The sequence below is a fragment of the Halomonas sp. Mc5H-6 genome, assembly GCF_024124705.1.
Classification (GTDB): Bacteria; Pseudomonadota; Gammaproteobacteria; order Pseudomonadales; family Halomonadaceae; genus Vreelandella; species Vreelandella subterranea.
Genome location: NZ_JAMXSI010000015.1, coordinates 32,324 through 46,174 on the forward strand (window position 1 = coordinate 32,324; position 13,851 = coordinate 46,174).

Below are 13,851 nucleotides of genomic sequence, written 5' to 3' on the forward strand. Positions count from 1 at the left end.
AAAAAGGGGCGGCACATCATGCCGCAACAGGGTCAGACGGATCAGCGACCAAGCTCTGCCAATAGGCGGCCTGATCGGCATCCACCGCCAGGCCCAGCTCGCCGACCCGGTAGGCATGCGCCAGACGTTCAGCCGCTAATGAATGGCCGGATTGTGCCGCCCGCGCATACCAGGTCACCGCGTAATCATCACGGCTCGGATACTGCGCGCAGCCGGTCTCATAAATTTTAGCCGCCTGATATTGCGACTTTACATCGCCTGCATGGGCAGCTTCCATTACATAGCGCGCCCCGCGTGCTTTATCGTGGGGCGACAGGCTTCGCTGTAACAGCATGTTGCCATAAACAGAAAGCGCGTCGGGATGGCCCGCCTCAGCGCAGCGCTTGAACAAGTTCAGCGTCAACCGCTGAGTACGCGGTGAGCGTGGCAACAGCCAACGATTTTGAAACAGCCTTTCGGCCAGACGAAACTCGAGCCGAATGAACAAAGATGATGCCTGTGGCATGGCCAACCACCCTGCCTGTTTGTGAAACCTTGGGCCAGCCGTCACTCTCTATGAGACAACCAACCACGCGACAAACCGGCCCTTGGCCGGTCAATGGGCTGGCAAGCATACGCCTGCCATGGCGACGACTCAACCCCTCTTATTTGCTGCCTGGCGAACGCCTCGCTAACATGCCCAACAACCCCGACGCGATGCGCTGAAATTCCCGCGCATTCCGCAGGTCATTGTGTTCATACTAGGAGACCCACCATGCAAACGCGACCACTGGGCAGAACCGGGATGCACGTCAGCCGACTGTGCCTGGGCACCATGACATTTGGCGAACAGAACAGCGAGGCCGAGGCCCACGAACAGCTTGATCGCGCCGTCGCCTTTGGCATCAACTTTATTGATACCGCCGAAATGTACCCGGTGCCCCCCAAGGCCGACACCCAAGGGCTGACAGAGCGCTATGTGGGAAGCTGGCTCAAGCAGCGCGGCGAACGCGACGATGTCATCCTGGCCACCAAGGCCGCAGGACCCGGGCTTGACCATATCCGCGGCGGGCCGCGCCTGACCCGCGACCACCTCTTCAAGGCGATCGACGCAAGCCTTGAGCGGCTACAGACCGACTATGTGGACCTTTACCAGCTGCACTGGCCCGACCGCAGCACCAACTTTTTCGGCAAGCTCGGCTATACACATAACGAAGAAGAAGATGCCACATCCCTCGAGGAGACCTTGAGTGCGCTCAAGGAGCTGGTCGACGCTGGCAAGATCCGCGCCATCGGCCTGTCGAACGACACCCCCTGGGGCACCATGCGCGCCCTGCAGCTCTCCGACCAGCTTGACCTGCCCCGCGTGGCCTCGATTCAAAATCCCTACAACCTGCTCAACCGTTCTTTCGAGGTGGGCCTGGCCGAAATCGCCCACCGCGAAGATGTCGGGCTTTTGGCCTACTCGCCGCTGGGCTTTGGGGTGCTCTCGGGTAAATACCTGAATGGCGCCCAACCACCCAAAGGTCGCCTTACCCTCTATGAACGCTTCAAGCGCTACACCTCGCCGGAAGCCGAAGCGGCCACCAAGGCCTATGTATCGTTGGCGAAGGACTACGGCCTCGACCCCGCGCAGATGGCCCTGGCGTTCGTCAATTCGCGCAGCTTCCTGACCAGCAATATCATCGGCGCCACCACCATGGAACAGCTGGAAAGCAACCTGGCCAGCGAAAGCCTCAAGCTCGACGACGAACTGCTGGAAGCGATCGACGATATCCATCGCCGTATGCCCAACCCCTGCCCTTGATGGCAGACAACGCTATCGACCTTATAGCCTCGGCCATCGCCGAGGCTTGGTATAATACGGATCATTATTTCTGCGACGTCCCAAGGAATCTGCCATGTTGAGCGTTATTTCGCCGGCCAAGACACTGGATTTTGAAACCCCTTCAACCACCCACGACGTCAGCCAGCCGGATTTTCTGACCGACAGCCAAACACTCATCGATATATTGCGCGACTATTCGCCACAGCAAATCAGCGACCTGATGGGCGTCAGCGATAAACTGGCGGGGCTGAACGCGGCACGCTTTGCCGACTGGCAGCCACCGTTTTCGCTGGAAAACGCCAAGCCTGCGGCACAGGCCTTCCAGGGCGATGTTTACACCGGGCTTGAAGCCGATACCTTCAGCGACGCTGAAAACCGCTATGCCCAGCAGCACCTGCGCATCCTCTCGGGGCTCTATGGTCTGTTGCGCCCACTGGATTTGATTCAGCCCTACCGGCTGGAGATGGGCACCAAGCTGCCCAACCCGGCGGGTAAGGATCTGTATGCCTATTGGAAGCCCACGCTCACCTCAGCGCTTGATGCGGCGATTGCCGACAGCGGTTCCAAGGTACTGGTGAATCTGGCTTCCAACGAGTATTTCAAAGCCGTGGATGCCGGAAAGCTGGATGCCCGGATCATTACGCCGGTGTTCAAAGACGAGAAAAACGGCACCTTCAAGATCATCAGCTTCTACGCCAAGAAGGCGCGCGGCCTGATGAGTGCCTGGATCATTCGCCAACAGGTGAACGACCCCGAGGGGCTGAAAGACTTTGACGTGGCAGGCTATCGGTTCGATGCCGCTGCGTCCCAGGGCGACACCTTTGTCTTCACCCGCCGCGAATCGGATCGTTAAGGTTCCCGCTAGAAAAAGCGGACGGTTCTATCGGCACGCGGCTTCAGGAACTGGCGATGCACGGCGCTGAAAGACGCGGTATCGCAGCGGTGAAGCCACTCATAAGCCACCATATCCGCCGAGACCGCCTGCGCCCCCAGGGCGCAGGCCCGCTCGCGCGCCAAGACGGCCTCCTCGACTCGGCGGCTGGCCGTTGCTTCCGTCAGCCAGTAGACCGCATAGCCCTCCTCCAGCAGCCCCAGCGCCGTTTGCAGGACACAGATATGCGCTTCGGTGCCGCATAGCACTACCTGCTGTCTGCCCGAGTCGCTCAGCGCCTCACGAAATTCAGTTTCTTCCATCGCCCCGAAGTGCTGCTTCTGCCAAATCGTTGGCGCCTGCCGTGCTTCCAATAGTGCCGGTGCCGTACCGCCCAGCTTTTCGGGCATCTGTTCGGTCAGCCATACGGGGATGTCCAGGGCATCCGCCACGCCATACAGCCAATGAGCCTCGGCAATGGCCTGGTCACCGCCGTCAATCACCGGCATTAAGCCGGCTTGAAAATCGACCATCAGCAGTAAGCTTTTATCACGTTGCAGACGCACGCCATCACCTCGTTTTAGTGGAAACGGCCAAGCCCTACGGCAGCCCGCAGCCTATCCATGGTCACCGCCGTTTCTTGCCGCGCTCTTTCAGCCCCTTTCTGCAACACCGCTTCAATATGACCGGGGTCTTCCATGAGGGCGTTATAGCGCTCACGGGGTTTTTCCAGGTGGGCGTTGAGGTACTCGAACACCTGGTTCTTGGCATCCCCCCAGCCGATACCGTCGGCATACTGCTGGCGCATGGCCGCCGTTTCCTCGGTCGAGGCAAAGGCCGCATAAATCTGGAACAGCGTGCAGGTATCCGGGTCTTTCGGCTCGCCGGGTTCCAGCGAGTTGGTCTTTATCTTGCGCACCAGCTTCTGCAGCTTTTTCTCGGCGACAAAAAGCGGAATGGTGTTGTTGTAGCTCTTGGACATCTTGCGCCCGTCCAGCCCACCGAGTACCTGGCTCTTTTCGTCCACAACCGCATTGGGCAGGGTGAAATAGTCGCCTTTGTACAGGTGGTTGAAACGCCCCGCGATATCCCGCGCCATCTCGATATGCTGGATCTGGTCGCGCCCGACCGGCACCTTGTTGGCGTTGAACATCAGGATATCCGCCGCCATCAGCACCGGGTAGCCGAACAGCCCCATGGTGATGCCCTTATCCGGATCCTGGTTACCCGCCTCTTCGTTCTCGGCCACGGCGGCCTTGTAGGCATGGGCACGGTTCATCAACCCCTTGGCGCACACGCAGGAAAGCATCCAGGTAAGCTCGGGGATCTCCGGGATATCCGACTGGCGGTAGAAAATGGCGTTGTCGGTATCCAGCCCCAGCGCCAGCCAGGTCGCGGCGATTTCCAGCCGCGACTGCTGCACGCGCTTGGGATCCTGACACTTGATCAGCGCGTGGTAGTCAGCCAGAAAGTAGAACGACTGCACGCTGGGGTCCTGGCTCGCCTCGATGGCGGGTTTGATCGCCCCGACGTAGTTGCCCAGATGGGGCGTACCGGTCGTGGTGATACCGGTAAGGACACGGGTCTGACTCATTGGAAGTTAGCCTATCACTGGAATAATGCGGAACAAACCGAGCATTGGAGTCTACCATGCTGGATATTGCAAGTAGAGGCGTCCTCAACCCCTTAATAGCCTTTACTAAAATGGAGCCCAGGTACTGCTTCCCGATCCGTCAGTTGCGCTACCAGAACCATCAATAAAACTTCGTTCACCGATAATGCGGCCAGCACCCCTTACATCCACGCTTTCTCCCCATAAAGCGCCCCTCAAACCACCACTGCCAAGAATATCAACAGAGGCAAAGGGCGCATAAATCATGGCCATCGCCTGGGAGCTTCCAGCAATTTTGACGTTTTCACCCAATGAGTAAATAGCGAACCTTGGCTTCCCGCTTTCGGTCTTCACAGATAAATTTTGCATCTGCAACGAACTTTTTAGATCTACATTACCTGTCACCAGAACTGTTAAGGAACTATCCCCTGCAAATATAAGCCCTTCATCACCACCGCCTCCAAGGGTTAGGTCGCCATCCACGATAAGCACGGCATCCCCTGTTACTGTTAGGCTGCCGTTTGTTTGGTTAAAGTTCCTCGTTCTCATTACAGGATAATTACCCGTTATCATAGGCACTTCTGATACGTCGTAATCTTCAGCCTCTACCATGACTTGATTTTCACCGGGTTTTTTAGACTCATTAAAACCAACAAGCCCATTGCCGCTTATTGTGGCGTCAACTAAAGGATATCTCCCAACGCGAACATCGCCATATGCATAAGGGCCTTCTGTCAGCGCCTCTGTTTTTCTATCTAAAGAGGCATATACCTCTTCAATACTCAGTGGATCTTGCTGAACCGAGTCAAAAGAAACATTTTCCCGGAAATTTTGTGTGTCATCTTCATCCCAGTAGTTTGGCGAATCAATCACCCCAGCCGCATCAATTGAGTCTGGCACCGAAGCACCGCCTTTAATTTCCACGTCACCGCTTGTCGTTATCCCTCCACTCACACGGGCACTTCCCGTTAATCTAACGCCCCCCTTGCCTGCCACGACCGCTCCGCTACCGAAGCTATTATTACCGCCGCCTCCTTCACCAGGAGAAGAACCTCCACTTGCATCGGGGTAAAGCACATAATAATCGACGGCTATGAACTCATTCACCGAAACATCTGCATTACGTTTAACTTGCCCAACAATGAGCTCTGAGCTTTTGCCGGCATTTTGACATTCGGCAAAATAATACCCTGCCACGACATCGCTATTTCCAGCCGGCGACTCAATGGCATTGAATTTTGAAAAATTTGCGGACGCGGCGGCATTACGTTGAACTGATTTTTTCAGCGCTTCACAGCTCACATCACTATCAATTGTTGAATTTTTCTCGCCTCTGACAATCGCCCCGGACTCTGCCGCCATTTGTGCCAAGGTGGCAGCACGATAATTGCCCGCCAAACGCTCATCTACCAAGGCAGTTTGCATACCTGAGAGACCAAGTGTCATGGCGCCGGCAAGCAGAGCCATGACGATCACTAATGCCGCTCCTTGTTGTTTCATATGCATTTACCTAGTTATTAGGGTTACCACGTCCGCCCGCATTAGCGTTTCCACCATTACCATTACCATTGCCGTTATTGCCGTTATTGCCGTTGTTTCCGTTGTTTCCGTTGTTTCCGTTGTTTCCGTTGTTTCCGTTGTTGCCATCATTCCCGCCATTGTTGCCGTTCCCACCATCGCTGCCATTACCGCCATTTCCCGCATTTTCAATATCCAGCACCGCTGCGCGATGAGCGACATGGAAGATGAGCGACTCACCATTATTTTCGATAGGTAATGCCACGCGATAAAGAGCATCATTACTCTCTAAGGGCTCGCCGAGATCGCGTACCGGCTCTTCGCATTGGCTGGCCATAGCATCACTGGCAAGGTCTTTGCGGAAACTGACCAACGGCTGGTTGCCCTCGTCAGTATCTGCCACGGTGCAGGTGCACTGGTCTTTTTCCTGCACCTGCTCTGACTCACATTCAAGCGTGAAGCGCCCGGGGCCGTTCTGACGGATCTCGCGGGTAACGCGCTGGGCGATAAATACCAGGTTTTCCTGCTTGCGGCTGATCTTGTCGACGTTTTGAAAGGTTTGAAAAGTAGTGAGAAACAGTTGCCCTGCCCCCAGAATGATGATGGTGCCGATCACCATCGCTACCATCAGCTCTACCAGGGTAAACCCGCGTTGAGCGTGCCTCATTCCAGGTCCTCCAGGCTAGGCAGGCGAAAGCGGTAGTCCAACTTGTCGTTATCACCGCTGCCCAGCACCAGGGTGACCGTGAACTGGCAACTGCTACCTCCACTCTCCCGGGTAATATCGCTTTGCGATTCAACGGCGTTGCGCAGCGGCGAATGGTCTTCCTCCTGAAACCAGTGGCTTTGCCAGGCTGTTTGAACCGCCCCGAGGTCGATATCATCGCAATTTTGACTAGGCTCAAGTTTTGCCAACTGCCCCCACATTCGCTCCTGGGCGTCGACGGCGGCGACGCTTGCCACCGAGCGCTGGTAACCCTGGGTCGCACTTTGCAGGGCTTTTAGCTGCATGGCGGCCACGCCCATCAGGCCCAGCGACAACACCAGCAGTGCAATCAGTGCTTCAACTAGACTGAAGCCACGCTGTGACATCATAAGGGCACCTTGCGCAGGCTGCCGGTTTCACGAACCCGAATCGTCACAGGGTCGATAGCGCCTCCCGAGAGCGTAATCTCGCACTGGCCATCACCGTCATCACAGTCGCTGACATCCGCATCGCCCAGGCTTTCAAACACTAAAGAGAATCTGCCTTCGGGCTGGGTAATATTGTCGGTTTGCCCTACGCGCATGACGCTCGCCTCTCCGCCGTCTTGAGCACTTTCGGCCCAGTAACACCACGGGGCGTCGTTGCACGCTTCAGGGCGGCGCGCAGCGTTGAGTTCGTTGGGCGGGGAAAATTCCACCGTGATGGGCTTACGCTGCTTGATCGCTTCGCTACGGGCAAAGGTCAGCACCGATTGCAGCTGGTTAACATCACCGGCCAGTTGCTGGCGTGCCATGAACGTAGTGAAAGCGGGCGCCGCCAGCAGCAGCAACAATGCTGCGATAGCCAGCACGATCATCAGCTCAATGAGGGTAAAGCCGCGTTGAGGCATAGGCCTACCAGCACTCATCGGGTGCTTGCGTGCCCTTGGCATCCAGGGTCAACGGCTCATCGCAGCCATCGTCCTGGCCGTTCCTGGTCGTTGCCGTCAATGTATAACCACCGTCTCCACCCTCACTGGAAAACCCAATGGCATAGTTTTTCTCAGGTGACTGTTTCGTTTCCAGACAGCTCGCGGCATAGGCATAAGTGCGCGTGTAGCACCGCTCAAGCTCGGACGCCGCCTGCATGAGCCCCGCATGGGCGTCGGTGCGCAGCGATTTTTGTGCATAGCGGGTATAGCTGGGGTAGGCAATGGCCGCCACGATGCTGATGATGGCCAGCACGATCATTAATTCAATAAGGGTAAAGCCGCGCTGACCGTGACGTAACAAGGGGGGATGAGAGACGTAATGCAAGCGGCGTTGCTCCTGTATTGGTTGACTCATACCATTTCAGTATGTCGCAAACCCATACGCATTGCATTACGTAGGCTTGGATTGGCTGCCAGGTATTAGCTGCTGGCGATCACCTGCTCGCGCAGTTCACGGGGCATCGAGAAGGTAATCGTCTCTTCCCGGCCAAGCAGTTCCTGGGGCGCGGTGGCGCCCATGGTCTGCAGGCGTTCGATGACACCCTTGACCAGCACTTCCGGCGCGCTCGCCCCGGCGGTTACGCCGATACGGTTGATGCCATTCAACCACTGGGGCTCGATCTGCTCGGCATTGTCGATCAGGTAAGCGGGCGTGCCCATACGCTCGGACAGCTCGCGCAGGCGATTCGAGTTGGAGCTGTTGGGGCTACCCACTACCAGCAATAGATCGCTATCGGCAGCCAGTTCACGCACCGCGTCCTGACGATTCTGCGTGGCGTAGCAGATATCGTCCTTGCGCGGCCCCTGAATCTCGGGGAACTTGTCGCGCAGCGCATCGATCACCTTGGCGGTGTCATCCATCGACAGGGTCGTTTGCGTCACAAAGGCCAACTGGCTTGGGTCTTTAACCTCCAGGTTGGCGACATCGTGCTCGTCTTCCACCAAATAAATGCGCCCACCGCTGGCCGTATCGTAACGCCCCATGGTGCCCTCGACCTCCGGGTGGCCTTGGTGGCCGATCAAGATGCACTCCTGGCCGCGCTTGGCGTAGCGCAGCACTTCAAGATGCACCTTGGTGACCAGCGGGCAGGTGGCGTCAAAGACTTTCAGGCCGCGCTCTTCGGCTTCCTGCTGTACCGCACGGGAGACGCCGTGGGCGGAGAAAATCACGATCACATCGTCGGGTACTTCGTGCAGCTCCTCGACGAACACCGCGCCGCGCTCACGCAGCGTTTCCACCACGAAACGGTTATGGACCACTTCGTGGCGGACGTAGATCGGCGGCCCAAACACATCCAGCGCCCGGTTGACGATATCGATGGCACGGTCGACTCCCGCGCAAAACCCTCGCGGGTTGGCCAGCTTGATCTCGATGGGGTGTGTTTGCTGCTGTGATTGCATAAGTCGCGCCTTGATGCTGAACACCGTTGGATGAATATCGCCCCTGCAGATAGGTGGGCTCTCAGTGTGTCGTGACCGGCTTCACGTCGAGCACTTCCACCTCAAACGTCAGGGTACGCCCCGCCAGAGGATGATTAAAGTCGACCTCGATCCGGTCTCCCTCGATCGTTTTGACCACGCCTGGCAATTCCGTTCCCGCTTTATCGGCAAATGACATCACCATACCAATCTCGGGGACTTCATCACCGAAGTCGTCACGCTTCAGCGTTTGAATATTCTGCGGGTTATGCTGGCCGAACGCATGTTCAGGGGTAATCTCGAAACTGCCTTCCTGCCCCGCCGCCATGCCCTTGATCGGGTGCTCGAAGCCGGGGGGCAGATTGCCGTCGCCATACTGAAAGGTAGCGGGCACTTTCTCTTTGGTCGAATCGACCACCGTGCCGTCTTCCAGCTTGAGCGTGAAGTGCAAGGACACTTCCATACCGTCATCAATTAAATAATCGCTCATTGCGTTACTCGCTGTTGAGGGAGGTTAGGGCCGCTGGGCTTTTTTGCGTCGCCGTTCGCCCATTACCGACTCCCAGATAAGCCCGGCAGCCCCCAGGGTAATGCCAATATCCGCCACGTTAAATGCCGGGTAGTACCAGCCCGCCGCGTGAAAGGACAGAAAGTCGACCACATAGCCGTGAACGAGCCGGTCAAAAAGGTTGCCCAGCGCCCCGCCGATGATCAGCGGCAACGCCACGGCCAGCAGCTTTTCGTCAGCCTTGATCCGCGCGAGCCAAATGCTCAGGCCGATGCTTGCGCCAATCGCGATAATCGCAAAGAACCAGCGCTGCCAGCCGGGATGGTCGGCCAAAAAGCTGAACGCCGCTCCCGGGTTATGCAACAGCGTCAGGTTGAAAAACGGCAGTACTTCCACCGGCTGGGCGTAGCTCAACAGGCTGCTGGCCAGATACTTGGTCGACAGGTCCAGCACGACCACCGCTGCTGCCAGCCACAGCCAGCGCAGCGGCCGGTGCATCGGCGGCCGCTGCGAAGGGGTATCAGGCGTATGGGGCGCGTTAGGCATAGTCACGAATCTCGCCGCTGCCTTCGGGGAGGTTGCTGATACAGCGGCCGCATAGATCGGGATACGCCTCATGGGTGCCTACGTCCGGACGATGATGCCAGCAGCGCTCGCACTTGGTGTGCTCGCTTTGCGCCACCGCGACCTTCAGGCTTTCAAGCTCGGTGGCTTCAGCATTCTGGGCCCCAGCCAGCGGTTTAAGCGTTACCTCGCTGGTCAGCATCACAAAGCGCAGCTCGTCGCCCAGCTTGGTCAGCGTCGCGTTGAGCTCGTCGCTCACGTAAAGCGTGACTTCCGCCGCCAGGCTGCCCTTGATCACCTTCGCATTACGGGCATCTTCCAGACACTTGTTGACCGCGTGCTTGACTTCCAGCACCTGCTCCCAGAAACCACGCCCCATCGCGGCATTATCATCCAGCGTTTCAAGGCCGGTGTAATAGGTTTCCAGCAGGACGCTGTCGCCGCGCTCACCGGGAATATGCTCAAAAATCTCTTCAGCGGTGAAGGACAGGATCGGGGCGATCCAGCGGGAGAGCGCCTCGACCACGTGGTAAAGCGCGGTTTGTGCGCTGCGCCGGGCCAGCGAATCCGCCTGGGTGGTGTACTGGCGATCCTTGATCACATCCAGATAGAAGCCGCCCAGCTCACGGGCACAGAAACCGTGCACCTGCTGATAGACATCCAGGAAGCGGTACTCGTCGTAGGCGGTGTCGATACGCCCCTGCAACTGCGCGGCACGGTCGACCACCCACCGGTCCAGCGCCAGCATGTCGCCAAACGCCACCTTGTCCTTCGCCGGATCAAAGCCGTTGAGGTTGGAGAGCAGGAAGCGTGCGGTGTTGCGAATACGCCGGTAGACATCCGCGGTGCGCTTGAGGATCTCGTCCGAGACCGCCATTTCGCCGGAGTAATCGGTCGAGGCGACCCACAGGCGCAGAATGTCAGCGCCGAGCTTGTCCATGACCGTTTGCGGGACGACCACGTTGCCGATCGACTTGGACATCTTGCGGCCCTGGGCATCCACGGTGAAGCCGTGGGTCAGCAACTGGCGATACGGCGCGTGGCCGTCGATGGCCGAGCCGGTCAGCAGCGACGAATGGAACCAGCCACGGTGCTGGTCGGAGCCTTCCAGGTACAGGTCCGCCCGCGGGCCGCTTTCGTGGCCATGCGGGTGCGAGCCGCGCAGCACATGACGGTGGGTGGTGCCGGAGTCGAACCACACGTCCAAGGTGTCGGTCACCTTGTCGTAATCGGCGGCTTCGGCACCCAGCAGCTCGGACGGGTCGAGCTTGAACCAGGCGTCGATGCCTTCCTGCTCGACGCGCTTGGCGGCTTCTTCCATCAGTTCAACGGTGCGCGGGTGCAGCTCACCGGTCTGCTTGTGCAGGAAGAACGGAATCGGCACACCCCAGTTACGCTGGCGGGAAATACACCAGTCCGGGCGATTGGCGATCATGCTGTGCAGACGCGCCTGCCCCCAGGCGGGGGTAAACTTGGTCGCTGCAATGCCTTCCAGGGCACGCTCGCGCAGGGTTTTGCCGTCTTTGCCCTGGATATCCATGCCCACAAACCACTGGGCCGTAGCACGGTAGATCACCGGCGTTTTATGCCGCCAGCAGTGCATGTAACTGTGGGTGATCGGGGTGTGGGCCATCAGCGCGTTCACTTCACGCAGCTTGTCGACGATATGCGGATTGGCCTTCCAGATCATCTGGCCGCCGAAGAACGGCAGGTCGTCCGCATAAACGCCGTTGCCCTGCACCGGGTTGAGCATATCGTCAAATTCCATGCCGTGCTCGCGGCAGGTAATGAAGTCATCCATGCCGTAGGACGGCGCGGAGTGGACAATACCCGTGCTGCCGACTTCGGCCTCGACGTAGTCGGCGAGGTACACCGGCGACAGGCGGTCATAGAAAGGGTGACGGAAATTGATCAGATCCAGCGCCGCGCCCTTGGCGGTGGCAATTACCTCACCGCTCACTGCATAGCGTTCCAGGCAGCTTTCGACCAGGTCTTCCACCAGCAGCAGCAGACGCTCGCCGGTATCGACCAGCGCGTAGGTGAACTCGGGGTGGACGTTCAACGCCTGGTTGGCAGGGATGGTCCAGGGGGTCGTCGTCCAGATCACCACGGCAGTGGGCTTGGGCAGCGTGTCTAAACCGAATGCGGCCGCCAGCTTGTCGGCGTCTTCAACGGGGAAGGCAACGTCGATAGCGTCGGACTTCTTGTCGGCATACTCGACTTCCGCCTCAGCCAGCGCCGAGCCGCAGTCAAAGCACCAGTTAACCGGCTTCAGGCCCTTGAACACATAGCCCGCGTCGACCATATCGGCTAGCGCACGAATCTCGCCCGCTTCGTTGGCAAAATCCATCGAACGATAGGGGTGATCCCAGTCGCCCACCACGCCCAGCCGTACGAAATCGGTCAGTTGGGTTTCAATCTGCGCGGCGGCGTATTCACGGCACAGCTCCCGGGCGGTGTCCGGCGCCAGGTGCTTGCCGTGGGTGGTTTCCACCTTGTGCTCGATGGGTAGGCCGTGGCAGTCCCAACCCGGTACATAGGGCGCGTCAAAGCCTGCCAGGTTCTTCGACTTGACGATAATATCTTTAAGAATCTTGTTGACGGCGTGACCGATATGAATGCTGCCGTTGGCGTAGGGAGGGCCATCGTGGAGCACGAACAGCGGCGCCCCAGCGCGGGCTTCGCGCAGGCGCTGGTAGAGGTTCATGTCCTGCCATGTGGACACCCGCCCCGGCTCCTGCTTGGGCAGCATACCGCGCATGGGAAAATCGGTTTCTGGCAAGTTTAGCGTGTGCTTATAATCCATAGTCCGGTCAGCCGTCGTTATCTTCGGCGGAATCGCCCGCCAAGGAGGAATCAGAAGATGCGGTCTCTCGCCCGAGCGGGGCCGAGGCCAGCGGGAATGTTGCGTTTTTGCCAGCAGCGGCGGTCGCAAAATAGCGCCGCGCCTGACGCTGATCGCGCCCAATCTGCGCTTTCAACGCCTCGATATCGTCAAACTTCACCTCGCCCCGCAGCCGCGCGCAAGGCACCACCGTCATGCGCTGGCCATAGAGATCACCTAAGAAATCGAACAGGTGAACCTCCAGGGTCGGCCGTGTGGCGCCCACCGTGGGCCGAAAGCCAACGTTGGCCACGCCCAAATGACGCTCGCCGTTTTCCAGTTCGCCAACAACGGCGTATACACCGCGCAGCGTAAGCGGCTGGGGCAGCATGGGCAGATTGGCAGTGGGCACGCCAATAGTGCGCCCCAACTGCTGGTCGCGCACCACCCGGCCATCCACCGAATAGGGCCGCCCCAGCAGACGGGCGGCGGCGGTAAAATTACCGCTGGCCAGCAAGGTACGTACCCGCGAGCTGGAAACGCGTTCATCGTCTACCGTAAAGGTACGGGTATGCTCAACGCCAAAGCCCTGTTCGCGGCCCACGGCTTCCAGCAGGGTAAAATCACCGCGCCGGTCGCAGCCGAAGCGAAAGTCGTCGCCGACTACCAGGTGCTTTACATTCAGACCGTCAACCAGTACCTGATCGATAAACTCACGGCCGGTGAGGCTGCGTAGCGCATCGTTAAACGGCAGGCACAGCACCTGCTCGGCACCGTGATGACCCAGCAAGCGGACCTTTTCACGCAGCCGTGTCAGCCGGGGCGGCGCCTGGTCACCGGCAAAAAACTCCCGCGGCTGGGGTTCAAACACCACCACGGTCAGCGGGCCGCCCAAGCGCGCGGCGTGCTCGCGGCATTGCTGCAAGATCGCCTGATGGCCGCGATGGACCCCATCGAAATTACCGATGGTCGCTACGCAGCCCCGCGATGACGCCGTTAAATTGTGCAAACCTCGAATGACCCGCATGGCACCTCAGCCGTTGCTAGCCCGC

Annotated in this window: 15 protein-coding genes; 2 read left to right on the forward strand and 13 right to left on the reverse strand. The window is 58.7% G+C overall.

Annotated features, from left to right (window positions below):
• Nucleotides 1-16 precede the first annotated feature (16 nt).
• On the reverse strand, nt 17-505 hold the full coding sequence (locus NH395_RS16380; RefSeq protein ID WP_092824107.1) for a tetratricopeptide repeat protein: 489 nt from the start codon (nt 503-505) through the stop codon (nt 17-19).
• A gap of 249 nt (nt 506-754) precedes the next feature.
• On the opposite strand from NH395_RS16380, the gene NH395_RS16385 reads away from it, so the two are divergent.
• Nucleotides 755-1,786, forward strand: coding sequence for an NADP(H)-dependent aldo-keto reductase (locus NH395_RS16385; RefSeq protein ID WP_253026362.1), 1,032 nt, complete (start codon nt 755-757; stop codon nt 1,784-1,786).
• A 94-nt stretch (nt 1,787-1,880) separates the two neighbouring features.
• Nucleotides 1,881-2,660, forward strand: coding sequence for a peroxide stress protein YaaA (yaaA, locus tag NH395_RS16390; RefSeq protein ID WP_253026363.1), 780 nt, complete (start codon nt 1,881-1,883; stop codon nt 2,658-2,660).
• A gap of 8 nt (nt 2,661-2,668) precedes the next feature.
• On the opposite strand, the gene NH395_RS16395 is transcribed toward yaaA, so the two are convergent.
• From NH395_RS16395 to ribF, 12 genes are all read right to left on the reverse strand, one after another.
• Nucleotides 2,669-3,244: an isochorismatase family protein gene (locus tag NH395_RS16395; RefSeq protein ID WP_253026364.1), complete on the reverse strand. Its 576-nt coding sequence runs from the start codon at nt 3,242-3,244 to the stop codon at nt 2,669-2,671.
• Between the two features lie 14 nt (nt 3,245-3,258).
• On the reverse strand, nt 3,259-4,272 hold the full coding sequence (locus tag NH395_RS16400; protein WP_253026366.1) for a tryptophan--tRNA ligase: 1,014 nt from the start codon (nt 4,270-4,272) through the stop codon (nt 3,259-3,261).
• A 105-nt stretch (nt 4,273-4,377) separates the two neighbouring features.
• Complete coding sequence (locus NH395_RS16405) at nt 4,378-5,790, reverse strand: PilX N-terminal domain-containing pilus assembly protein (protein WP_253026368.1); 1,413 nt, start codon at nt 5,788-5,790, stop codon at nt 4,378-4,380.
• 10 nt (nt 5,791-5,800) lie between these two features.
• On the reverse strand, nt 5,801-6,475 hold the full coding sequence (locus tag NH395_RS16410) for a prepilin-type N-terminal cleavage/methylation domain-containing protein (RefSeq protein WP_253026370.1): 675 nt from the start codon (nt 6,473-6,475) through the stop codon (nt 5,801-5,803).
• On the reverse strand, nt 6,472-6,903 hold the full coding sequence (gene pilV / locus NH395_RS16415) for a type IV pilus modification protein PilV (RefSeq protein WP_253026372.1): 432 nt from the start codon (nt 6,901-6,903) through the stop codon (nt 6,472-6,474). The genes NH395_RS16410 and pilV overlap by 4 nt, the downstream gene beginning before the upstream one ends.
• Nucleotides 6,900-7,403 carry a GspH/FimT family pseudopilin gene (locus tag NH395_RS16420; protein WP_253026374.1) on the reverse strand — a complete coding sequence of 168 codons (504 nt, stop codon included), beginning with the start codon at nt 7,401-7,403 and terminating at the stop codon, nt 6,900-6,902. Before NH395_RS16420 ends, pilV begins: the two co-directional genes overlap by 4 nt.
• 4 nt (nt 7,404-7,407) lie before the next feature.
• A complete protein-coding gene (locus NH395_RS18395) occupies nt 7,408-7,839 on the reverse strand; it encodes a type IV pilin protein (protein WP_290443878.1) in 432 nt (143 codons plus the stop codon).
• 65 nt (nt 7,840-7,904) lie between these two features.
• Nucleotides 7,905-8,885, reverse strand: a complete 981-nt coding sequence (ispH, locus tag NH395_RS16435) for a 4-hydroxy-3-methylbut-2-enyl diphosphate reductase (protein WP_253026376.1) — start codon at nt 8,883-8,885, stop codon at nt 7,905-7,907.
• A gap of 61 nt (nt 8,886-8,946) precedes the next feature.
• Nucleotides 8,947-9,393 (reverse strand): FKBP-type peptidyl-prolyl cis-trans isomerase, encoded by a 447-nt coding sequence (fkpB, locus tag NH395_RS16440; RefSeq protein WP_066316678.1) that lies wholly within the window; start codon nt 9,391-9,393, stop codon nt 8,947-8,949.
• A 24-nt stretch (nt 9,394-9,417) separates the two neighbouring features.
• Nucleotides 9,418-9,957 carry a signal peptidase II gene (gene lspA / locus NH395_RS16445; RefSeq protein WP_253026439.1) on the reverse strand — a complete coding sequence of 180 codons (540 nt, stop codon included), beginning with the start codon at nt 9,955-9,957 and terminating at the stop codon, nt 9,418-9,420.
• A complete protein-coding gene (ileS, locus tag NH395_RS16450) occupies nt 9,950-12,781 on the reverse strand; it encodes an isoleucine--tRNA ligase (protein ID WP_253026378.1) in 2,832 nt (943 codons plus the stop codon). Before ileS ends, lspA begins: the two co-directional genes overlap by 8 nt.
• Nucleotides 12,782-12,788: 7 nt before the next feature.
• A complete protein-coding gene (ribF, locus tag NH395_RS16455; RefSeq protein WP_253026379.1) occupies nt 12,789-13,826 on the reverse strand; it encodes a bifunctional riboflavin kinase/FAD synthetase in 1,038 nt (345 codons plus the stop codon).
• Nucleotides 13,827-13,851: the final 25 nt, after the last annotated feature.